Genomic DNA, 22,392 nt, shown 5'->3' with positions numbered 1-22,392 from the left:
ATGTATTTATCGATTTTAACATAAATTCGCTGACTGATACTATGCGGAGTACGGATGTTTGTTAGTTAATGCGTTCAACCGCGTGACCACCAAATTCGTTGCGCAGCGCTGCTACAACTTTGCCGTGGAACGTATCGGTTTCGAGGGAACGGTATCTCATCAGCAGTGAGAGTGCAATAATCGGTGTGCTCACTTCGAGATCCAGTGCGGTTTCGACGGTCCATTTGCCTTCGCCGGAGCTCTTCATTACGCCGCGAATGCCGTCCAGGTTAGGGTCCTTGGAGAATGCATTCTCTGTAAGCTCCATCAGCCAGCTGCGAATAACGGAACCGTTGGACCATACGCGTGCAACTTCCTCATAGTTGAAGTCAAACTCACTCTTCGACAGAAGCTCGAAGCCTTCAGCGATCGATTGCATCATGCCATACTCGATGCCGTTGTGAACCATCTTCAGGTAATGGCCGCTGCCGTTCTTGCCTGCATACAGATAACCACGATCGACGGCAATGTTTTGGAAAATAGGCTCGATGATCGCGAACGTTTCTTTGTCGCCGCCAATCATGAAGCAGCCGCCATTAGCCGCACCATTCGTTCCGCCGGATGTACCGATGTCGAAGAAATGGATACCGTGACCATCAAGCTTCTCTGCACGGGCCAGTGATTGTTTATAGTGTGAATTCCCGCCGTCGATGACGATATCGCCTTGTTCCAGCATTGGAATGAGCTTATCAATGACTTGATCCACAATTTGTCCTGCCGGAACCATAATCCACACGATCCGAGGCGAAGAGAGCTTCGCAACGACTTCTTCAATCGAAGCAGCAAACTCTGCGCCTTCCTCAACCAATTTCATGCCGGGCTCAGGATTCACATCGTTAACAACAACCTGATGATTGTGTTGAAGCATATTTTGGACGAGATTATAACCCATTTTGCCAAGACCTATCATGCCTAGTTTCATCATCTTCACCTCTATTAAGTCTACAAGTATACTTGTGTACAAGTTGTTACCTTATCATACTGGTTCGTCTCGAATCTGTAAATACCATTCTCGAAGGGCTTGGCACAAGGGAAAAACTTGAAAGAACATATGCAGCCCGATAGACTGATAGTAGGAATAGTTATGATGGAAACGCGAAGTAATTGCAAGATTTTATGGAAATGAGAGAGCTGGTGTTGTATGACCGATGAAACGGCAAAGAAGTGCCCCATCTGCAACAATGATAATCGTTGCGGGAATGTAGGTGGGAATGCGAACGGGACTTGCTGGTGCGGGAATGAGTTTTTCCCTCAAGAGATATTCAAGCTCGTGCCGGCGGATCAGATTGATGTATCGTGTATTTGCAAGGTGTGCTTAGATAAGTTCAAAAAGAACGGCATCGTACTGGATTGACTCAATAGCAAGGAGAGGGAACCTATTCATCCATTGGCTGCATTACGTTATGACAAGTTTGGCGATCCACGAGAAGCCATTAAGATGGTAGATCGCATTGCTCCACCACTTGAGCAGGACGACGTGCTGGTCCGCATGATTGCAAGTCCAATCAATCCTTCTGATCTGATCCCGATACGTGGAGCTTATAAGCATCGTATTCAACTGCCTGCGATTCCTGGCTATGAAGGTGTTGGCATTGTCGAAAAGGTTGGTTCATCGATGTACCTGTCTCTATTAGGTCGGTGGCAGACATATGTGACGACAAAAGCGCATTATGTTGTTCCGGTTCCTGATGAGATTGATGATGATACTGCGAGTCAAATGTACATTAATCCGATGACGGCCTGGCTTATTTGTACAGATGAGCTAAAGCTTCGTTCAGGAGATGTGCTCATCGTTAATGCTTGCGGGTCGGCTATCGGCCGTATTTTCGCTCAGTTGTCTCGCATCATCGGGTACAAGCTTATTGCAATTGTGCGCAGCAGCAGGCATACGGAAGACTTGTATTCACTAGGTGCTTCGGCTGTCATTGATTCATCGCAGGTCTCAGTGACGGATAGCGTGATGGAACTAACGAACGGAATGGGAGCAACAGCGGGCATTGACAGCATAGGCGGGCAGGATGGCGAAGAGCTTATTGCTTGTATTCGCTCCCAAGGAAGTGTACTAAGCATTGGTCTATTGTCCGGTACTCCGATCAATTGGTTGAAGGTCCATGAGCTGTATCCGCGTATTAGCGTAAGGCCTTATTGGCTTAGACAATGGTTGGAAGGAGCTTCGCATTCCCAGTGGCACGGAACGTTCGATTCCCTGTTCAAGCTGGTAATGAAGAAACATCTGATCATTCAGCAGGCTGGGGAGCGCTATTGTTTATCGGATTTCGCTAGGGCGATCGAAGCAGCCGAATCACAAGGTCGGCAGGGGAAAGTACTCTTAATACCTTCTACATCATCTATAATTACTGGTGCAACAACTGGAGTTTGACAGGTTGTTGCTGCCATTGGCAGCGCCTATCATGGAAGGGATAAATCTATTGCAGAGAGAGTGATTGGTATGACAACATTCAGCAATCCGATTTTACCTGGCTTTTATCCAGATCCGTCGATGTGCAGAGTCGGCGATGACTATTATTTGGTTACGTCTACATTTGAATATTTCCCTGGAATTCCCATTTTCCACAGTAAGGATCTAGTGAACTGGAATCAAATCGGCCATGTGCTTGATCGTCCATCGCAGCTGGATTTGGATGGTGTCAAACCATCAGAAGGGGTGTTTGCGCCCACGATTCGTTATCATGAGGGCATATTCTATGTGATCAATACGATTGTTGGGAAAAAGGGTAATTTCATCGTAACCGCCACCGATCCTGCTGGTCCATGGTCCGATCCCTATTGGCTGGAGTCGGAAGGGATCGACCCTTCCTTGTTCTTCGATGATAATGGCAAAGCTTACTATACGGGTACGCGACCTGCTCCCGAAGGAGCGAAGTACTTCGGAAATTGGGAGATTTGGCTGCAGGAGCTGGATCTAAGCACAATGAAGCTGGTTGGTGAGCAGCATTCGTTGTGGCGCGGCGCTCTACGTGATGCAGTATGGCCGGAAGGACCTCATACATATAAGATCAATGGCTACTATTATTTGTTAATATCTGAGGGTGGCACTGGACCGGATCATGCAATCTCGGTGGCACGGAGCGAGCATATTACAGGGCCTTATGAAGGGTATAGGAAAAATCCCGTTCTGACGCATCGTCACTTGGGGAACGAGTATCCAATCGTCAATGTTGGACACTCGGATATTGTAGAAACGCAAAATGGAGAATGGTGGATGGTGCTGCTTGCTTCACGTCCATACGGGGGCTACTATCGTAACCTTGGCCGCGAGACGTTCCTTGTTCCCTTCACGTGGGAGGAAGGCTGGCCAGTCGTCAAGCCTGGTAAATCCATTGTCGAGATGGAAGAGGCACGGCCGAACCTGCAGGAGAAGCGTTGGGTGCAGCCACCGGCATGCGATAATTTCGAGATGCCGGAGCTAGGTATGCAATGGTTGTTCCTTCGTACACCGAGAGAGCCGTTCATGAGTCTCGAAGAGCGTCCGGGGCATCTTCGCTTGAAGCTGCGTCCGCAGTCACTCAAGGACCATGCACAGCCAAGCTTCGTCGGCAGACGTCAGCAGCATATTCACTTTAATGCACGCACGGTGATGGAGTTCTCACCGCAGGACGACCATGAATCGGCGGGAGTTGTTTTGCTGCAGAGCAGCCGGTTCCATTTTCGATATGAGGTATTGTTAGCTGACGGGGTGAAGGTACTGCGTTTGACCAAATGCTCAGATAGTAAGGACGAAGTGCTGGCCGAGCAAGCGGTTGAAGCGGGCAAGCTGTATCTGACGATCGATGCGCATGGACAAGACTATTCCTTCTACTACGGAGTGCGGGCAAATGAATATGTTCCGCTTGCAGAGAACGTTGACGGCCGAATCCTCAGTACGGACATTGCTGGTGGGTTTGTAGGGGCTTGTCTAGGCATGTATGCGAGCAGCAATGGACATGAGAGTGGCAATGTTGCAGACTTTGATTGGTTTGAGTATACGGGGAAATAAGAATCAAAAGGGTAAACGATGCTCTTCGGCGATCGAAATTTCGCTGAGGGGCATTTTTAATATGGTATAATGATAAATATTTACATTCGAGTTAATATTGAGAACAATGATGAGGTGATAGAAAATAAACACGGTTATGATGTTTGACAAGATAATGGAAGAAGTGTTTGCTTCGAAGTTTCAACTAGAGAATTATATGTGAAACGCAACGACTGGATTTTGAATTATGATCGTGAACGTATAGACGCGATGTTCAAATGAGTGGGGGAGGTTGTTGAATGATCTATGTGGTGAGACATGGTCAAACGGATTGGAACCGAGAGGGAAGACTCCAGGGCAGAAGTGGGCTGCCGTTGAATGATACAGGCCTTATGCAAGCGGAACACTTAAGGGATACACTTAAGGATGTTAAGTTTGACTATGTGTTCTCCTCTCCGCAAGAAAGAGCCATCCAAACGGCTGAGATTGCTACAGGTATGCGAACAGTGGTTGATAACCGTCTCGATGTATTTGATCTTGGGGAAGCCGATGGATTAGCGAGGAGTGAAGTGAAGCTGGTTGGCGCTGCACCTGATTCGACAATCTACCCAGGTGTTGAAGATACTCGGACTTTTGTAGCTAGGATCTTTCACTTCATGAAGGAGCTTGAAGCTCGATATGGCCCAGATAATGTGAATATATTGATTGCTGGACATAGATGTACGACGGGATGTATGGGGGCTTATTTTGAGGGCATACCAGAAGACGGGAACATCTTGAGATTGTCTTCGGACAATGGGAGCTATAAGCAATATCAATTCAACAACGAACACTAACAGAAACAAGCCTAGAGGGAATTAACGATGGAATTTGAGAAGTTTAGAGAAAGCGTGCTTGCCTGTCAGGACTGTGCAGGCAGGTTTGGGCATAAGCCTATCCCTATTTTTCATGGCACACCGCATTCCAAAATCATGCAAATCAGTCAAGCGCCTTCGAGTAACGTACATCTGACGAGGCGGCCATTCAACGATCCATCTGGAGATAAATTGAAGTATCAATGGTATCAAATTACAGACGAGATCTTCTACAATGAAGACAATTTCTATATTACGTCAATCGCGAAATGTTTCCCCGGCAAGAACGGTAAAGGAGGGGACAAGCCTCCTCCGGTATCTTGTGCGAAGAAATGGCTGGCGCAGGATATGTCGATGGTCGATAATAAGCTGTTTTCCATTGTTGGGGCGAAAGCAGCCAATTATCTGTTTCCGGGTGAAAATTTCGTTGATCTGGTCTTCAAAAACAATACGCTCAACAACAAACCAGCGGTCGTCATGCCGCATCCTTCACCGCTTAACGTCAGATGGTTTAAGGAGCATCCGCAGTTCGAAGCGCAAAGAATGCCCGAGATCCGAGAGATGGTGTGGAGTACCCTCGGGATTACAAAGTAAATCTCGACGATAAGGCTCGCCCTAATGGCGGGCTTTTATTTATAGAATGCGCTTTCATAAAATTGCCATAGGTACAAATCTTTCTATAGTGTAAATTTATGTATACTAGTTGTGAGGTTAGATTTGAGGCAGCCTATAACGCGATAATAGGAGTGGTACAGTGAACGCGCTTATTTCCCCATCGTTTGCTTCAACCTTCATTATTCAGCTTGTTGTGTTCCTCATTTTGTACGTCATCCTACGTAAATATGTTTTCGGTCCGTTGTTAACAATCATGGAGCAGCGCAAACTGTTGCTTGCGAGTCAGAGTCAAGCAGCTCAAGATCAGCTTAACGAATCCAATCTGTTAGTCTTCGAGAAGCAGCAATTAATCCAGTCCGCTGTTAAGGAAGCTAAAGGGCTCATCGAGCAATCGAGAATGGAGAGCTTGAAACAAGCGGAAGCAATGATTCAACAAGTTCGAGAAGAGGCCGAGCAATTTAAAGAAAATGCGCTGCGAGACATCGCAGCTGAGAAAGAGAAAGCACTTGGCGTGTTGAGCGAACAAGTAGGCGATCTTGGACAGCAGATAGCAGATAAGGTCGTGATGAGACCGAATTTCCATTAGCTTTACATCCATCTATCGCGACGACAAAACGAAAGAGGAGCTCCTCGGAGCCCCTCTTTTTGATGTTCTCAGTTACCGCAGACGTGACATGAACCAAGCGAAGTAACCTTTTGCGCAGCCATTGTGGTCATGGCATGTTTATGAGGAATCCCGGATGAATTGCAGTCGAAGACGATCTCTGCGCTGTCGCGAATGAGCCAGTCATGGTAATGCGCAAGGAGTTCGCCAGAGCGCCATTTGTAAGCATTCGTTTCCTTCTCTGGCGGTGGCGCGATGAACGGCTTATTCACGAACACATTGAGCACATGGATGCCGTTGTCATTCGTAAATCGTTTATAGTTATCGAAAATCTCTTCGCGATAATCCGGCTTGATGTAATGCAGCACGCCGCTCGAGAAAATAATGTCATAATGCGTGTCCAATCGAAACTCTAGTAGATCGGCCTTGAATACATTCACATGAACGCCTGTTTGGTCGGCAAGCCGGCGTGTTTTCTCAATGCCAGCGTCTGTTAGATCAAATGCACTTACGTCATAGCCATTTCGTGCGAAAAATACGGCGTCTTTGCCTTCGCCGCAACCGACGTCGAGCAGCTTCAAATGCTTCGTTGGCGGCATGAGCTGCAGCACTTGATAGCACGCCGTATTCGGCTCGGTGCCCCAGTAGTATTCCTCGGTCAGATATTCATCCTCGTAAATCGTAATCCGCTTATCCTGCGCGACATAGCCAAGAAGCTTGTCGACGCTTACCTCAAGAATGCGGGAAAGGGATGGCAGCAGCGAAATATCGGGCATTGTCTGGGCATTTTCCCATTTGGACACCGCTTGAGACGATATGCGAAGGAGCTGCGCGAGCTCCTCCTGTGTCAGTCCTTTTTCTTTGCGATAGATGCTGATGTTACGTGCCAATTTGTCCTTCAACATTCCTCACGCTCCTTATGTACACTCATTCTAATTGGAACGGTGTGGAACGAACAATAACCGGATAATTGAGTTTTTCGATGATTCAACCTGCAGTTGAGTCATTGAATTAGGACTTGGCTGGCAGTCGATAAACGGCAAATGGCTTGCCATATACAAACGGGCTGCTAATGTCATCCAGCTGTTTGACGGTAGCCTCCGAAAGCTTCAGATCGACGCATTTCAAATTATCCTCCAGCTGCTCCACACGCGTCGCACCAACAATAACCGTGGAAACAGCAGGCCTGTCCATAAGCCATGCAAGGGAGAGGCTGCTTGAGCTGCAACCGTGCTGCTGCGCGATTGTCTCAACTTCGCGTGCTAACGTGATTGTTCGATCGTCAAGAAACTTGCTGAAGTTCGGATCTGTATTCGCCCTGGAGCCAACAGGGATTGCATTAGTACCACCATACTTGCCGCTAAGGATGCCTCCGGCGAGTGGGAAATAAGGAATAATGCCAACGCCTTGATCGACGCACAACGGAACGAGCTCCAGCTCAGGTGTACGATCGGCGAGCGAATAGCTGTTCTGAGTGGATGTGTAACGAGCCAATCCATTGAACTCACTAATGCCAAGTGCCTTCATGAATTCCCAGGCTGCATAATTGGAAGCGCCAATGTAGCGAACCTTGCCTGAGCGAACCATATCGTCCAATGCGCGCAACGTCTCATCAAGCGGTGTATAAGGATCAAACGTATGGATCTGGTACAGATCGACATAGTCGGTTTTCAATCGGCGAAGACTTTGTTCCAATTCCTGTTGGATGTGAATGCGGGACGAACCGCTTTCATTAGGTCCAGTTCCTCTAACAAGACCGGCTTTGGTAGCGAGTACAACCTGATGCCGTTTGCCAATCAGTGCTTCACCAATGATCCGCTCGGACTCTGTACCTGCATAAATATTAGCTGTATCAATGAAATTAATTCCACGATCGACAGCATGATGTATAATTTGGATAGATGTGGATTGATCGGCGCGTTTGCCGAACGCGTTCGTGCCAAGTCCAAGTGCCGATACTTCAAGTCCGCTTCTTCCTAAATGACGATATTTCATGATTCAGACTCCTTTATGATGTGGTAACAAATGGTTATAGATTGCCGATGGAGATGTCTCATCATAACCTTTTTGTTCAGTTATTCGCAATGCGATGCGATCTGTTTTGAAATAATGGTAGAAGGTGATCAACGTAGACACATTATATATTCATGTTCGACACTGGCTGTTCTGGTATGGCGTGTACGGCTTCACGAATAAAAGTTGCAATGATGAAATCACATTGTTTTCCGATAAGGAACAAAACAATCGTCTAGCTTATTTTGATCTATTGACGCTTCCTTGTCTAATAGACCATCTGAACAGCGAACTCGATGAGACCGATGGATCGAGTGATAATGCGTATATGGAGAAAATTCAATCATTCATCGACGGAGATAAGGAAATCGGGTATAGCTACATTTATCCGAGAGATGAAGAGGATGAGTCATACCAAGTGAATCATTCCGCACCTCTGAATGAGAAGGGCCTCAAGCCAACCTATATCTATGTATGGTCGAAGCAGGTGGATGCTTGGGATAGGGAAAGTATCTCTGACCATGTCACAATACTAGCAAGAGAGTTTCTGCAGAGGGATGTTGAAAACATCGTGTTCTTAGACATTCCCTCCTACGAAGAAACAAAAGCGTCCTATGAAGAGGACTATGCTAGATTTGGCCCTATTGATTGACTGAGCCATCATGAGAGGAGACAACCCTATGTTCATCGTAAACGTTGTAGCGGCAATATGCCGGGATGATCAATGGCTTGTGATTACACGCAGTGCTCAAGAGGAGCATGCTGGAGGGACATTGTCGCTTGTAGGCGGAAAGGTAGACTTAGAGGATCAAGGTCCCGAGATCGTAGAGCGGACTGTGAAGCGGGAGGTTTTTGAGGAGGTTGGCGTTGAGATCGCGGATACCGTGACGTTCGTATACAGCTCGTCCTTCGTTACGGGTGACGGTCGTCATGTCATTAATATGGTGTTCCTATGCGACTATGTAGGTGGCACAGCGCACAGCAAGAGTCCCGACGAAGTAGAAGACGTCCATTGGTTAACCTATGAGGAAATTATGAATCATCCGAAAACGATGCCATGGACGCAGGAAAGTTTAAGAAGAGCGGCTCTCGTCAATCGACGATAACCTCAGTCATTTCGGAGACATTTAGTAGTTGTCGTAATCAATGACTTGTTGGAATTGAAGCAAATCGTATTACAGTTGAATAATGAATGATCCACGGCTGTCCAATCGGACAGCTTTTTTAATAGGAATGAATGGTGAACGTCCTGATAAACCAAGTGTAATAAAATTTTCTATCTCGTTGGTAAAAATGTTTTTGTTAGACATCCTTTATCCGTGCGAGTATCCTGTTCAATGGCACAAATAATGGAATAAGAGAACGGGGGACCTTGAGATGGATAGAACAGAGCTAGCGGCACAAATCTATAACATCGCACATTTGACCGGCCATTTCACACTGAGATCGGGCAATACCTCGGACCACTATTTTGACAAATACTTATTCGAATCGAATCCCACTATATTGGCAGCAATCGCAGATCAGCTAGCGCCATTAATTCCTGCCGGAACGGAAATCCTCGCTGGACTCGAGGTCGGCGGCATTCCGATCGCAACGGCTCTAGCGCTTAAGACAGGCATTCCGGCTGTGTTCGTCAGGAAGAAGGCAAAGGAATACGGAACATGTAAGCTCGCAGAAGGAACAGATATTGCAGGAAAACGGGTCTGCATCATCGAAGATGTCGTAACGACAGGCGGGCAGATTCTTCTAAGCGCTGAAGATCTCAAGAAATATGATGCCCGGGTAGAGTCTGTAGTCAGTGTCATCGCGCGAGAACCAATTGGAAGAACGAATCTAGCGAATGCGAATCTACTGTTCCGTTCCTTGTTCCGAATGGAAGAGCTGCTGCCTGTCTAGTAGATAGTAGACGGCTGGCATCTTGCTGTGTATGGCGTTGCCGATTAGAATAAATGAATAGATGTTATTTGAAAATAAGTAAATGAAGGAGGGATGCACATGGATTATATCGAACTGATCGATCGCTTGAAGGCAGCAGGAGCACGATTCACCCATGGTTTGTCTCCGAATGAGTTTGACCAGATCGAGCACCGTTATGGCTTTCAGTTCCCACCCGATTACAAAGAGTTCTTGTCCATTGCGATGCCGATCTCTGACAAGTTTATTAACTGGAGAGATAACAGCGAGCACAACATCGCACAAATTCACAGTAGGATGAATTGGTGTCTAGAAGGTTTGCTTCTCGATGTCGAGCAGAACAAATTCTGGTACTATGAGTGGGGTTCTAAGCCATCGAATGTAGAAGAAGCGAAAGCGAAGTGCGAAGCAGAGTACCATAAAGCACCAAAGCTCATTCCGATCTATGCCCACCGTTATATCCCTGAGACGCCTGCGGAAGCGGGAAACCCGATCCTATCGGTGTATCAGACGGACATTATTTATTACGGCGAGAATTTGTACGCTTACTTGATGGTTGAATTTGGTCTCAAATCGTATGATGAAATCGATTATGACAGCATAAAGCCTATCCGGTTCTGGAGCGACATTATGGATATGTGGGAAGCGGACTATCAGATCTAATAATATGTTGTAACAAAAGAAGGCTTACGGACGAGTGCGTTCCGTAAGCCTTCCTTGCGTTAATGATGAACAACCTCCAGCTCCTGATGCTTCAACAGGTGGCTGAATAAACCGTCTGATGCTTGGGCGAGCTGTTGGTAGCTCCCTTGCTGAACGATAGTGCCTTGATCCAAAACAATCACTTGATCGGCATTGCGGATCGTAGACAGTCGATGGGCGATGACGATAATCGTCATCGTGCCGCGAATTCGTTCGAGCGCTTGTTGGATGTGCACCTCATTCTCGCTATCTAGCGCACTCGTCGCTTCATCGAGAATAAGAACGGACGGGTTACGAAGAATAGCGCGAGCCAGTACGATGCGCTGCCGTTCACCACCAGATAGGCGAACGCCTCGATCGCCAATCACGGTATCGAGTCCTTGCGGGAGCTTCTTGACGAACTCGTGTGCAGCGGAGAAGCGAAGTGCTTCCCACAGCTTTTCTTCAGATGCATCGGGTGCACCCATACGTAAATTTTCCCGAAGGGTTAGGTGGAATAGGAATGGATCCTGTGAAACATAGCTGACCATCCGGCGGAATTGTGCCGCGCAATGTTGAATCGGTACGCCGTCTATTAGGATTTCACCCTGCTGCGGTTCGATTAAGCCGATAAGCAAATCGATGAGCGTGCTTTTGCCAGCGCCGGATTTGCCTACGATCGCGACCATGCTGTTCGCTTGAATATGCAAGTGAATGTGGCGCAGTGCATACGTGGCAAATCTCGTATCGTATTGATAGCTGATATCGCGGCATTCGATGCCATGCCACATCCGCCATTTGGAGTCTATGTCCACAGAGAGCTGCTTTAGATTGAACTCTCTGGCTTGTTCGGATTCCGTATGTAGATCGAGCAGCGCTTTGCAGGCAGGGAGTATTTGCGCGATATTTTCCCATCCTGCTTGAAGCGATGCGAATTTGGGCCACAGTCGAGAGAAGATGACAACGATCAGGAGCAGCATAGAAGGCTGCACGTGAACAAAAGCAGTTGCGATATAGACGAAAAGAACGATAAAGACGCCTGCGGCGACTTTGTAATAATACTGCGAGATGGACTGCACGCGTGAGAAATGGACGACATTGCGCTCCATTTGTTTCGTGAGGTTGCGGAACCAGAGGGCATGCTGCTGCTCGGTCCGATTGCTCTTAATGTCTTTGATCCCGTTAAAATGTTCCGTCATCCCTGCCATATACGTCTGCATAAGAGAGGTCATCTCGTCACCTAGAGAGCGAGAAGCGAAGACGAACTTCCGTGTGACGAACACGAGCAGCAAGCCGCAGATGAGAACAAGTGCTGTTAATTGGTAGGACAGCCAAATGGCAAGTCCGATCTGAACTACGGTGTACACCAGGTTCATCACTAATTGCAGGGAGGTGAAGATGCCATAACTGACGCGTGGGAGCTCCGTCGTCATGATGTTCGTGAGATCGGATTTTCTTTTGCGTAAGAAAAATGGCCAATTCGCTTCCAGCATCGCTTCATACATATCGGTCCGAATATGGCGGATAAAACGCTGTTCCATCTGAATGTTACGCTGACTAATGAAACGCTCTAATGTCGCTTGGGTGATGAGCAAGACTACGTACAAAGCTAGAACAGCAGGCAGTTGAGCAGAAGAAGGGAGTTGTTGAAGCGGTTTGGCAATGGAGGAGATTACAGAGCTATTCGAAAGTGTACCTGTTAGGTTCAATAGGTTTAAGAGTGGAATGAGAAGTACAACACTTATTCCTGCAAGTACACTGTTCAGCATCATCCCACACATATTCAGATAAAGCTGAATACCAGCGAATCGATGAAGCTTCTGAATATAGACGAGAAGATGGCGCACAGTGATTCCTCCTTCAAGAAGATAGGGTTAGGGCCCTCAACTGGACAATAATCCAAGGGCCCTGCGTACCGTTCGATTGTGAGATTAATGATTAAGATGCTTGTGGTTGAGGAGCTTGGCATGAATCACGGTTGTTAGCGCCTCGACCATTACGATCGGGTACGCAGCCGTTTGGTCCACCAGCAGTCTCGGTTACATCAAGCATGTCGAGCGAAGGAACTTCCCATGGTTTTTTGTTCATTGTTATCACCTCCTTTCATGCGATGTTGGCTACGCCATACGTCTCAGAAATCGGGATACAATTAAGCTCTGCATAATGATCTTGAGATGTGGATCGTAGGCTTGTTGAGGCTGAGGGTCCGAACCGATGTGGTTCAGCGATGCTTGAATTTGGTCGGTATGGAGCAGGCTGGCGGCTAGATCATTTTTGTCTATGCATACTCGTTGTACTTCTTGTACAATGGATGGCCAATAGGGGCGTATGCGATGAACCCAGTCCGCGCCTTGTAGGCCATACGTTCGATGATTGAGCCTTACTTCATCAGGCAAATAACCTTCAGTTGCTCGCCTGATGAGGGAACGAGATATACCATTCTGCACATACTGTTCGATGGGGAGGGAGAGGCAAAAGCGAACAACTCTCGGATCGCTCGTCGGGTCTCGCTCAATGACGCCATATCGAAGTCCCATCTTTGTTGAAGAAACGCCATAATGGTTGGAGACGGCGAGTTGTTTGAACTCATAATCTCTCGCTTTGATATCATCAACTTCATAATCAGAAAGTCCAACGTAATGATGTTTCAGTCTGTCGAAAATGTTCGTTCGTTTCGCAAGATCCGGATGGATGATCTGTGGTCTGCTTGGCTCATTGGATCGGAGCAGCGTGCGTGATAGAAGGGGGAATGCAATCTTCGCGATGGTCGGCAGCATACGGGATCGTCCAATGTGCGCTTGCTGACCGTACTGCTTCAGCTCGGAATGAAAGCGCATCCAACGAAATCTTCGCAAAAGAAGGGCATAGTAATCATAGGCTGGTCCCCAAGAAATGGAGTAGTTTCCGCGAGAACCATTCAATACAACGCCTACCTGATCACGCTGCGCTTGTTCCAGTATTCCTGTAAGCCAAAAAGAATTCTCGATGAATTTATATGGGGCTTCCATCAGCCCTATAATCTCATCAATATCCGCAAATGAGTTGCGGTGAGGGAAGTCGAGATAGTTGGTTTCCATATTGCCGACATGCTGCGCTACAGATTGAATGAGTGGTGTTTCGTCTGGCATGTATCGTTTGGAGGTCCAATCCACGAAATCTTGATTGGGTACGTAGCTGTAAGCCTTTAAAGTCTTGCCTTCGTCTCGGAGTGGACTTGAGGCGAAGCTGACAACAGCTCCTGAATCCAAACCGCCGCTTAAGCTGGCGCCTACTTGACGATGCGTTCGAACCTTGGATTGTACAGCCTTCTGGAATATGTCACGAAATGCCTCTTCGTATTCGTTGTTGGAAGGCAGCTTGAGTTGGCCGTTAAACGGCTCCAGGCTATCGTATTGCGTTAACTGGAGCTTGCCGTTAGTAAGTGTGAAGGAATGCGCGGGAGGGAGCATCGTGATGTGATTATAGATTGATCCATGTACATCGATGGAATCCATAATAATCGGGATTGCAAGAAACTCAGCTAACCATGATTCGTTGAGCTCTCGAGCGATGCCGGGAACAGCGAACAGTGGTTCGATAACGGTACTGAAGGCAAAGCGCTGTGAAGTGTGGTGATAGTAAAGTGTACGATTTCCGAGTAAGTCTCTGGCGCCAAACAGCAGATCGTTTTGCTCGTCCCAGATGACGAAGGCGTAATCGCCGATAAGCATCCTCGGGGATCTAGTGCCCCATTTGCGATAGGCCAGCAGAATCAACTCGGCATCGGTAATGGCATGGCGCTGTGAGCGCTCCACCTGCAAATGATCGCACAGTTGATCTCGATTATCGAGGATCGCATCGGCTGTAATCGCTAATCGGAGGTGAGGGTTGTAATAAGGCATTGCCTCACCAACGGATTCACCTGTAATCCACTGTGCGTGACAGGCAAGTGCTAAAGAAGGACCATGCCATACTTGAACGTCATCAGCGGGATATGGGTGAAGCTTATTCAGCATAGTCCCGATTGTTTCGTCGGCTATGGTATGTCCGTTATAGGCGTGCAAGCCTATTATTATACTCACGCTATCCCCTACATTTCCTAGAAGTAAAGTGCTTGAGCACGACCACATTTCGTATTGTATATCATGATACGTAATGTAGCAATAGTTAAATAAAATAAATATTTATTTCTGGTGAAAGGGTATTGTTGTCACTGTAATATCACGGGTTCTGTCCGATTGCGATTACTGGCAGATGGTATTCGGAGACTTATTGGCAGTCGAAAGAAGGCCCACTCGAGAGAAGGGGCATGATTATGAGAGTGGGAAGATGTACTGAGGGGGAGACGGCTTAGCTAAGCGTTCGCCAATCACGCCATTGACTTGGGTCATTCACATGATAAATTTCGTGATCTCGATTCACGAATCGATGGATATAGAGCTCTCTACGAATCGTAGCATAATCCGCATGCAAGGGCTTGATGAAGTCATTGATTTCTTTTTCCGTGTAATGTTGGTCGGGCTTTATCTGAGCTGCAATATGTTCGAGAACTATCAGCCGCTTTTTCAACTGAGAGGGAAGCTGCTTAATGCTGCCTTGATCGGTGATGAAGTTACGAAGCACAGATGTTTTTAGTTTTTCGTCTTTGGTTAGATCGTTGTTGACTTGTTCCGACATAATACTCACTCCTTACGATTTGATAAATAACTAATTAGATAATATTCAAAATTTATGGTGGAGTCAAGACTCTGTAGTAGACCTTCGTTCAAAAATCGCTTGGATTAGAGGGAGGCTTTCATTGAAGGCCAGCGATTGACCATTCAATTATTTTCCATTAATATAAATTAGGTAGGTATTTAATTAAATATATATCTAATTTTGTGAGGTGAATATGCTGTAATGACCACTGTAGGCATTCTTGGTGTCGTTCATAATCACGAGTTAAGAGAACATTATCGGCTGTCGCTTCGTGTCATTCAGACATTAATCGAGGCGTATAATCCGGATGTGATTTGTGGGGAGGTGCTTCCTGCAAGCTGGGAGAAGTATCGGCAGAATCGGTCGAATCAGGGGTATTGGGGTGAGCCGCCAAGTGAGTATTATGAATTAATTTTCCCGCTGTGTGAGCGAAGAGGGATCGTGTTCGTTCCGATCGATTGGGTGGAGCTGGATGTGTGGTTAGAGTTTGATCCCTTTCAATGTGGAGATGAAATTCTAGGACAGGAACTGGCGGAGGAGTGGGAACGTTGGTTCCGGAAGCAGCTTGCAACGTGTGCTAACAGCGAGATTCCCTTTAACACAGTTGAGTTTGATGCGGTTACGCAACAGAAGTATGAATGGTTACAGCAGATTAACCCACAGTCCCATCTGATCAGGTGGGAATGCAGGCATCTTATAATGGTTCAACGTATGAAGAATGCGATTAAGCAGCATGAAGGCAAACGGATCTTGTGCATCGTAGGTGCGGACCATAACCATGCGATCCATGAAGGATTGTTGGGAGAGGAGGGGATAGAGCTCATCTATCCGCTGAGCCGTTAAGAGGGCAATGTTCTCTAGCCATGGGGTTGGCCCCAAGCCGCAATCTTTGCTTCGATCTCATCTTCAGGCGCCCAAGAATTCTGAGGTGGTTGACACAAAGTATATAAACTCATAAGATTGTATTAATATACATATTAGTGTATAAAAATGCGAATTGGTTGAGGTGAGCTTGTGAACCATTTGTTGACACTCAAAGAGTTAAATCGAGAAACGTTGAAATCGATCATCCTGAAAGGGATCGAGATAAAGAGAAATTCACATCTATATGAGAACGCCTGTTATCGCAAGGGGCTTCTTTTGCTTTTTCAAAAATCATCGACTCGTACCAATTTATCCTTCCAGTCAGGTATGAATCAGTTAGGAGGTTACGCTGTCACGCTTGATTGGAACCAAAGCAATTTCAGCATATCGCCAATCCAATACGAGGCTCGTTATGTATCGAGAAATTGCGACATCATAATGGCGCGACTGAAGAAGCACGATGATTTGCTGGAGTTAGCGAAGTATGCTGAGGTGCCCGTCATCAATGGGTGCTGTGATCGCTATCATCCTTGTCAGGCGTTGGCGGATTTGATGACCGTTTATGAGGTGGCGGGAACATTCTCTGGTATCACAATTACATATGTCGGTATTCATAACAATGTAGCCAATTCATTGATCGCTGGCTGTGTTACGCTAGGTATTCAGCTGCTGCTGGTTACGCCGATCATCAACACGCCTTCGTGGGATGAAGAACTAATGCAAGAAGCGTGCGCCAGCGGCTATGTCGGGAACGTGGCCAGCTTGTCGGATGCGATATCGAGGTCTGATTTTGTTTATACGGATACGTGGGTAGATATGGAGTTTTTCCAAGACGGTCATTATGAGGAGGAGAAGAAACGTAGAGTGGAGCTCATGATGCCATATCGGTTGAATAGGGACAACCTACAAATGCACACACCTTATATGATGCACGATATGCCGATCCATCCTGGCTATGAAATCGAGGCGGAGCTAGTTGAATCGGAACGATCCGTTATTTATCAGCAGGCAGAGAATAGAATGCATGTGCAGAAGGCGCTGCTGCTGTATCTGCTTACAGCGGGATAAGGTAATATACGACATATGGGATATGTGATAAAGTTTACCTATATAATCCACCAAGCATATTGCGAGGTGGGTTTTTGTTGGTTTCGATGCTTCACTTGGAGGCTATAAAATGGGACAACGGGCGAACTTGATCATTTTGCAAAACAATCGTTATGAGTTGTATTACAGTCACTGGTGCGCGAACACGCTCCCTCATGATTTGTTCTGGGGTGAGCAATATGCAATCCCTTATATTCGAATGCAGACGAGAGTCAATGAATCGGATTGGTTAGATGATGTGTGGGCTGAAGGTGGAGTCGTCGTTGATTTGGACCAGAAAACGATGCTGCTCTACGGTGGTGAAGATATTGTATATGACATTCCACTGAGGAATTTGTTCCTTCGCCTGATGAGCGCAATGTGGAAGGGATGGGTCATTAAATGGGCATTCGAGGGTATTGCTACTATGGCGGATTATGTTGGTTACCCTAGAGAAAATGTAGTAGCTCCAAGGAAAGAAGATAGCGTTGATTGTTCAATTGCTCCACCGGAAGAGAAGAGCTGGACGGATCTGATCGTGAGTGTGAAGTTCTCAGCAGAAGAGATGCTTATTTTCCCTGTGAGCGGAGAGGTTGAACCGTGCCTCTTGAATGGTGAGGGACTGATCAGTCGAATAGATAAAGTATATGGATATCGCACCCTTCATACGGCGGAGTGGTCGAAGCGGTTTCCAGCTGGAGGACTTCATATTGATAGAACGGAGAAAAGGTTAGCTTATTGGGATTCATATGTAAGAGTACGAAACAACACGAGGATTCAGTCGAGATGGCCTGGTTGGGAAATCGTCAATTTCGAAAGCGACTATGAATCACACGCTCAGCTTACGGAGGGTCGCTTGCACTTTCATATCGCTGATGAACGACATTTACTGAAAGAAATCGAGACTATTTTGTTAAGAGAACCTTCTAATCCTCTGGATCGTATAGTTAATCCGAATGCGTTTCATTTCAACGGCTTCGAGCTTCCGAAAGTTGTGAAAGAAGAGCTGCTCACGTATGCAATCTCTCAGTTGTGAAATGGTGCAACTCTTTTGTTCTGATCTGCGTTAATAGAATGGAACAAAATGCTGATTGTTGAGGTGACCCTATCATGGTTCACAAGAAAATAAGCGCCATTCTCTTACTCGTAACATTAAGTATTATAACGGCTTGTAGTAAGGACTCGGCAGACTCGAGTAAAGAGGCTGTCACGGTTAGGCAAGAGCAGGAACAAGTATCATCCCAGCTAGATCAAGCTGATCCAACGAATACAACGAGTACAGGGACTGAACAGGCAGTCTCAGCAGAAGAAAAAATTGCAGGACTTGGATTTAGTGACGTATCGAAACTGGATCTTGACGGCTACTATTGCGAGAATATCGCTGCAATTAATGCAAATGAGGTTATTGCAGAGATCAGCAGTGATGGGGCGGAACAGACGAAGCTGGTTCGTATTAATTTGAAAACTGGTGAGAAAGCCATTTTTCAGGATACGAATGGTGATGAGAAGATTAGTTACTATAGTCTGGGTCAAGATGATAGTGGAGTGGTTGAATGGCGTACAATTACCAATAGCGCTAACCAATCCATCTATCATACCTATAAGCTGGACAGTCATCAGCAAGCTGTTCGAGTTGATGACACGCAGGAAAGTCCGGATGGCAAGTGGCTGGCTGATCCGAACAATGAAGAGAAAGATGAAGGGATATGGGGTGCGGAGCGATCGAGCGGAGTTCGTAAGCAATGGACAACTGGAATAAATGATGACGATCCATTATGGCTGCCCGATTCCTCTGGCTTTATTTTTCTACATGATACAGGCGATAACCTTGGGGATGGGGCCGGTCCTCGGTACGAGTTGGCGAAGTACGATCTGGGTAAGCATAAGGTAACGATTCTGCCATATGCATCCGGTTTTTGGGGTAACATCGAATGGCTGGTGCCTGGTGAATCGGTGCTCGCTTATAATGGTTTCGATGATGGTGTGGGCATGAAAATCGTAAACCTGGATACAGACAAAGAGTATCAGATCGTGGATACATCGGATTTTGATTACTTATGGAGCAGTCTCAATTCGGTCGAGCACCAACTGCTTGTTAGTGATCAAGGATCGTTCACCATCTATGGCTCAAGCGGCGAGCCTTTATCAGTCGTACCATGGCCAACTGGCTTCGACATGTATACGAATAAACATTTATCTGATCCACCGACCCAAACAGATGAGCCAGTTAGACAATATTATTACACAGGTGGGGAGCAGGGTGGACGTTTCGGACCTTCATCTATGCGTTATTCACCAGACGGTAAACAGTTGGCATATCTCCTTGGCGCAATGGGGGAAAGCTCGGACGACAAGGTGGAAGGAACACGAATTGCTCTTGCAAACCATGACGGAAGCGAGACGAGGCTTCTGACGAACGACTATGTGCGTATCTCTAACATACATTGGACGCCAGATGGACAATCGATTCTTGCCTTATTCACGCTGGAGGAGGATCGGAAGCAATATTACATTGGAACAATTAATCTGTAACCGGCTTGAATACTGTTTTGTTGAAAAATAGAACCGCCGTCCGTTGAGTAAATGCTCAGCCGAACGGCGGTTTGTTTGTATACGTGTAACGCACTCAGACTACTATTGATTACGCGCTTCTCGTTCGCGCAGCTCGATCCGGCGAATTTTGCCCGAATTCGTCTTCGGCAAATCGCTAATGAATTCGATCTTACGAGGGTATTTGTAAGGAGCCGTCCATGACTTCACGTGATCTTGCAGCTCTTTCACGAGAGCAGGGGAGGCGGCTGATTCGTCCTTCAGTACGATGAATGCCTTTACGACGTGCCCACGAATTTCATCCGGGCTTGCGACAGCGGCACATTCCTTCACGGCAGGGTGGCGCAGCAGCGCTTCCTCGACCTCGAATGGTCCGATCGTATAACCGGAGCTGATGATAATGTCGTCTCCGCGCCCTTCGAACCAGAAGTAACCATCCTCATCGCGGCTCGCACGATCACCTGTAATGAAGTAGGAACCGACCATATTGTACGGCTTGCGCTGTGGATCCCGATAATATTCATGGAATAGAGCTGGCATCGCGCCGTGAACGGCAATGCTGCCAACCTCTCCAGCCGGGAGTGGGCGACCTTCATCGTCGATAATTTCAACCAGTCCATCAGCAATCGACTTGCCCATCGCGCCAAGCTTCACCGGCTCGTCCTTCAAGTTGCCGATAAGCAGCGTGCTTTCGGTTTGCCCATAGCCGTCCCGAATAATAAATCCGAATAGCTCTTGGAACTTATTGATGACCGCTTGGTTCAGCGGTTCGCCAGCTGAGACGGTGCTTCTGAGAGAGGAAAGGTCGTAATTGCCGAGCGCGTCCGATTTTGCCATGATTCGGTATTCCGTTGGTGTGCAGCACATAACGACAATTTTATTCGATTGAATGAGCTCCAAGTACTTCTCTGCATGAAACGCCCCTTGATAAATGAACCCCGTAGCGCCGCTGCCGAGTACGGACAGGAATGGCGTCCAGATCCACTTCTGCCAGCCGGGAGCTGCAGTCGCCCATACGAGATCCGTCTCGCGTATGTCGAGCCAAGACGATGTGATGCGGAGATGGGCGTAACCCCAGCCATGACTATGTACAACACCCTTCGGGTTGCCCGTCGTGCCGGACGTGTATGCGAGAATTGCCATATCGTCGCGATGCGTCCGCACCGCTTCACGATCAACAGGTTGACCTTCCGTCAGCGCTTGCATCGATTGCCAGCCATCAACCGTCTGACCGCTTGCGTCGATCCGGTAGCGGAGGTAAGGAAGCTCCTCGGTGATGCTGTCGACCTCACGCGTACCTTCTGCCCATGCAATGACGGCGCGTGCTTCCGAGTGGTTCAAGCGGAACGACAGATCCTTTGCTCGCAGCATTTCGGAAGAGGGGATAATGACAAGTCCTAGCTTCAAGCATGCGATATAGATGACATAAGCTTCGACTTGACGAGGGACCATGACGAGTACACGGTCGCCTTTGACCAGACCAAGACGGTCGAGGCCGCCAGCCAATTGATTCACTCGCTTCAGCAGCTCGTCGTACGAGATCTCTCCAACGCTGCTCTGACCATCCGTCCAGCGCAGCGCGATTTTGTCCGATTTGTGCCGATCGATCTCCGAGCTTATGTTATATTGTTCAGGTGCAATCCATTGCTGAAAATCCAAGTGAACCTTCTCCTTTAACGATGCAATAATGTCGTGATGTAGTAGCGCAATTATAACATATTTTGAACGTTAACGTTTGGTATAGAGAAGCGTTTACATGTGTAGGACCTTTTATAATGAGATTAAAACTCGACCCCACGAATCTTCGCAAAAACCATCGTATCTCTTAGCTGACCATCGATTCCGACCGTTTCTTTCCGCAGAATAGCTTCGAGTGTAAAGCCTGCTCGCTGCGCTACGGCAGCACTTCGCACATTGTTCCGGTCGCAGCGGATTTCAACCCGATTCGCCTCCAGCTCGCGATTCGCGAAGTCGGTGATCGCGTGGACGGCTTCTGTCATATAGCCTTGATTGGTGTATGCGGTATGAAGCCAGTAGCCGATCTCGAACTTGCGTGCTCGCCAATCGATCCGATGCAGACCGCTGCTGCCGACCAGCTTGCCGGTTTCTTTATGGAAGATCAGAAGCCTTAGATCTGAACGATCAAGAAATAAATCTTAATCGTGATTGTCTGATGTTGATCTCGGTTTCGTCAACGGTAGGGATACTCTGGGCAAAAGGCATCCACAACCGCAGCTCATCGATACTCTCGATAACCGCTTCATTCACTGCCGCACCGTCACCCCATTGCGGAGCACGAATAACTAATCGATTGCTTTCGAATTGCTCAGGAATCGTGAATAAGATTGGAGCTGATGGTTGGCGGCTCATATTCCTTACCTCCCAGAAAATATTTCCAACTACAATAACACAGCTGCAAATGGGATGACAAGCGTTTTCTATCCGTCATTATCGCGGTTGCTAATTTATGGTTTACATGAGAACGTATGTACGATATATTGGTAGAACCATACAGT

22 protein-coding genes and 1 pseudogene are annotated in these 22,392 nt (G+C 47.2%); 14 read left to right on the top strand and 9 right to left on the bottom strand.

The genetic code is table 11. The features are described from left to right. Positions 1 to 61: 61 nt before the first annotated feature. Positions 62 to 961 (bottom strand): phosphogluconate dehydrogenase (NAD(+)-dependent, decarboxylating), encoded by a 900-nt coding sequence (gene gnd / locus DFQ01_RS11325; protein ID WP_110044004.1) that lies wholly within the window; start codon positions 959 to 961, stop codon positions 62 to 64. Between the two features lie 219 nt (positions 962 to 1,180). Between gnd and DFQ01_RS11320 the strand changes: the two genes are divergently transcribed. The 6 genes from DFQ01_RS11320 to atpF all read left to right on the top strand — a co-directional run bounded on the left by DFQ01_RS11320 (position 1,181) and on the right by atpF (position 6,070). Then, entirely contained in the window at positions 1,181 to 1,393 is a 213-nt protein-coding gene (locus DFQ01_RS11320) for a cysteine-rich CWC family protein (RefSeq protein ID WP_110044003.1), read from the top strand. Positions 1,394 to 1,477: 84 nt separating this feature from the next. After that, a complete protein-coding gene (locus tag DFQ01_RS11315) occupies positions 1,478 to 2,419 on the top strand; it encodes a zinc-dependent alcohol dehydrogenase family protein (RefSeq protein ID WP_110044021.1) in 942 nt (313 codons plus the stop codon). A gap of 69 nt (positions 2,420 to 2,488) precedes the next feature. Further along, positions 2,489 to 4,036 carry a glycoside hydrolase family 43 protein gene (locus DFQ01_RS11310; protein ID WP_110044002.1) on the top strand — a complete coding sequence of 516 codons (1,548 nt, stop codon included), beginning with the start codon at positions 2,489 to 2,491 and terminating at the stop codon, positions 4,034 to 4,036. Positions 4,037 to 4,314: 278 nt separating this feature from the next. Next, positions 4,315 to 4,851: a histidine phosphatase family protein gene (locus DFQ01_RS11300; protein ID WP_110044001.1), complete on the top strand. Its 537-nt coding sequence runs from the start codon at positions 4,315 to 4,317 to the stop codon at positions 4,849 to 4,851. A 27-nt stretch (positions 4,852 to 4,878) separates the two neighbouring features. Beyond that, positions 4,879 to 5,463, top strand: coding sequence for a uracil-DNA glycosylase family protein (locus tag DFQ01_RS11295; protein ID WP_110044000.1), 585 nt, complete (start codon positions 4,879 to 4,881; stop codon positions 5,461 to 5,463). 160 nt (positions 5,464 to 5,623) lie between these two features. Further along, positions 5,624 to 6,070: a F0F1 ATP synthase subunit B gene (gene atpF / locus DFQ01_RS11290; protein ID WP_110043999.1), complete on the top strand. Its 447-nt coding sequence runs from the start codon at positions 5,624 to 5,626 to the stop codon at positions 6,068 to 6,070. Between the two features lie 68 nt (positions 6,071 to 6,138). On the opposite strand, the gene DFQ01_RS11285 is transcribed toward atpF, so the two are convergent. After that, entirely contained in the window at positions 6,139 to 6,990 is an 852-nt protein-coding gene (locus tag DFQ01_RS11285; RefSeq protein ID WP_110044019.1) for a methyltransferase domain-containing protein, read from the bottom strand. 109 nt (positions 6,991 to 7,099) lie between these two features. Beyond that, on the bottom strand, positions 7,100 to 8,083 hold the full coding sequence (locus DFQ01_RS11280; RefSeq protein ID WP_110043998.1) for an aldo/keto reductase: 984 nt from the start codon (positions 8,081 to 8,083) through the stop codon (positions 7,100 to 7,102). A gap of 124 nt (positions 8,084 to 8,207) precedes the next feature. Here DFQ01_RS11280 and DFQ01_RS11275 point away from each other — a divergent pair, with 124 nt between their 5' ends. The 4 genes from DFQ01_RS11275 to DFQ01_RS11260 all read left to right on the top strand — a co-directional run bounded on the left by DFQ01_RS11275 (position 8,208) and on the right by DFQ01_RS11260 (position 10,681). Continuing rightward, the gene (locus DFQ01_RS11275; RefSeq protein WP_146216861.1) at positions 8,208 to 8,753 is read left to right on the top strand and encodes a hypothetical protein; all 546 of its coding nucleotides are present in this window, start codon (positions 8,208 to 8,210) and stop codon (positions 8,751 to 8,753) included. 28 nt (positions 8,754 to 8,781) lie between these two features. After that, the gene (locus DFQ01_RS11270) at positions 8,782 to 9,207 is read left to right on the top strand and encodes an NUDIX hydrolase (protein WP_110043996.1); all 426 of its coding nucleotides are present in this window, start codon (positions 8,782 to 8,784) and stop codon (positions 9,205 to 9,207) included. A gap of 271 nt (positions 9,208 to 9,478) precedes the next feature. Next, complete coding sequence (pyrE, locus tag DFQ01_RS11265; RefSeq protein ID WP_110043995.1) at positions 9,479 to 10,000, top strand: orotate phosphoribosyltransferase; 522 nt, start codon at positions 9,479 to 9,481, stop codon at positions 9,998 to 10,000. Between the two features lie 99 nt (positions 10,001 to 10,099). Then, positions 10,100 to 10,681: an SMI1/KNR4 family protein gene (locus DFQ01_RS11260; protein ID WP_110043994.1), complete on the top strand. Its 582-nt coding sequence runs from the start codon at positions 10,100 to 10,102 to the stop codon at positions 10,679 to 10,681. Between the two features lie 59 nt (positions 10,682 to 10,740). Here DFQ01_RS11260 and DFQ01_RS11255 read toward each other — a convergent pair whose 3' ends face one another. The 4 genes from DFQ01_RS11255 to DFQ01_RS11240 all read right to left on the bottom strand — a co-directional run bounded on the left by DFQ01_RS11255 (position 10,741) and on the right by DFQ01_RS11240 (position 15,355). Continuing rightward, positions 10,741 to 12,546, bottom strand: a complete 1,806-nt coding sequence (locus DFQ01_RS11255) for an ABC transporter ATP-binding protein (protein WP_245946626.1) — start codon at positions 12,544 to 12,546, stop codon at positions 10,741 to 10,743. Between the two features lie 91 nt (positions 12,547 to 12,637). Then, positions 12,638 to 12,787 (bottom strand): paeninodin family lasso peptide, encoded by a 150-nt coding sequence (locus DFQ01_RS11250; RefSeq protein WP_110043993.1) that lies wholly within the window; start codon positions 12,785 to 12,787, stop codon positions 12,638 to 12,640. 29 nt (positions 12,788 to 12,816) lie between these two features. After that, a complete protein-coding gene (locus DFQ01_RS11245; protein WP_174812697.1) occupies positions 12,817 to 14,760 on the bottom strand; it encodes an asparagine synthase-related protein in 1,944 nt (647 codons plus the stop codon). Positions 14,761 to 15,028: 268 nt separating this feature from the next. Continuing rightward, entirely contained in the window at positions 15,029 to 15,355 is a 327-nt protein-coding gene (locus tag DFQ01_RS11240; protein WP_110043991.1) for a DUF2087 domain-containing protein, read from the bottom strand. Between the two features lie 222 nt (positions 15,356 to 15,577). Between DFQ01_RS11240 and DFQ01_RS11235 the strand changes: the two genes are divergently transcribed. The 4 genes from DFQ01_RS11235 (at position 15,578) to DFQ01_RS11220 (ending at position 19,858) form a co-directional block, all read left to right on the top strand. After that, on the top strand, positions 15,578 to 16,219 hold the full coding sequence (locus DFQ01_RS11235) for a hypothetical protein (RefSeq protein ID WP_110043990.1): 642 nt from the start codon (positions 15,578 to 15,580) through the stop codon (positions 16,217 to 16,219). A gap of 171 nt (positions 16,220 to 16,390) precedes the next feature. Further along, positions 16,391 to 17,308 carry an ornithine carbamoyltransferase gene (locus DFQ01_RS11230; RefSeq protein ID WP_110043989.1) on the top strand — a complete coding sequence of 306 codons (918 nt, stop codon included), beginning with the start codon at positions 16,391 to 16,393 and terminating at the stop codon, positions 17,306 to 17,308. 109 nt (positions 17,309 to 17,417) lie between these two features. Then, the gene (locus tag DFQ01_RS11225) at positions 17,418 to 18,362 is read left to right on the top strand and encodes a hypothetical protein (protein ID WP_110043988.1); all 945 of its coding nucleotides are present in this window, start codon (positions 17,418 to 17,420) and stop codon (positions 18,360 to 18,362) included. A gap of 74 nt (positions 18,363 to 18,436) precedes the next feature. Beyond that, the gene (locus tag DFQ01_RS11220; protein ID WP_110043987.1) at positions 18,437 to 19,858 is read left to right on the top strand and encodes a TolB family protein; all 1,422 of its coding nucleotides are present in this window, start codon (positions 18,437 to 18,439) and stop codon (positions 19,856 to 19,858) included. A 102-nt stretch (positions 19,859 to 19,960) separates the two neighbouring features. On the opposite strand, the gene DFQ01_RS11215 is transcribed toward DFQ01_RS11220, so the two are convergent. Then, complete coding sequence (locus tag DFQ01_RS11215) at positions 19,961 to 21,535, bottom strand: acetate--CoA ligase (RefSeq protein ID WP_110043986.1); 1,575 nt, start codon at positions 21,533 to 21,535, stop codon at positions 19,961 to 19,963. Positions 21,536 to 21,657: 122 nt separating this feature from the next. Further along, positions 21,658 to 22,246 (bottom strand): annotated as a pseudogene (locus DFQ01_RS11210) (GNAT family N-acetyltransferase). Between the last annotated feature and the right edge of the window lie 146 nt (positions 22,247 to 22,392).

Origin of the sequence: Paenibacillus cellulosilyticus, assembly GCF_003182255.1 — a bacterium.
Classification (GTDB): Bacteria; Bacillota; Bacilli; order Paenibacillales; family Paenibacillaceae; genus Paenibacillus_T; species Paenibacillus_T cellulosilyticus.
The sequence above is the reverse complement of the archived record's forward strand: the minus strand, read 5'-3'. Positions and strand labels throughout refer to the sequence as shown.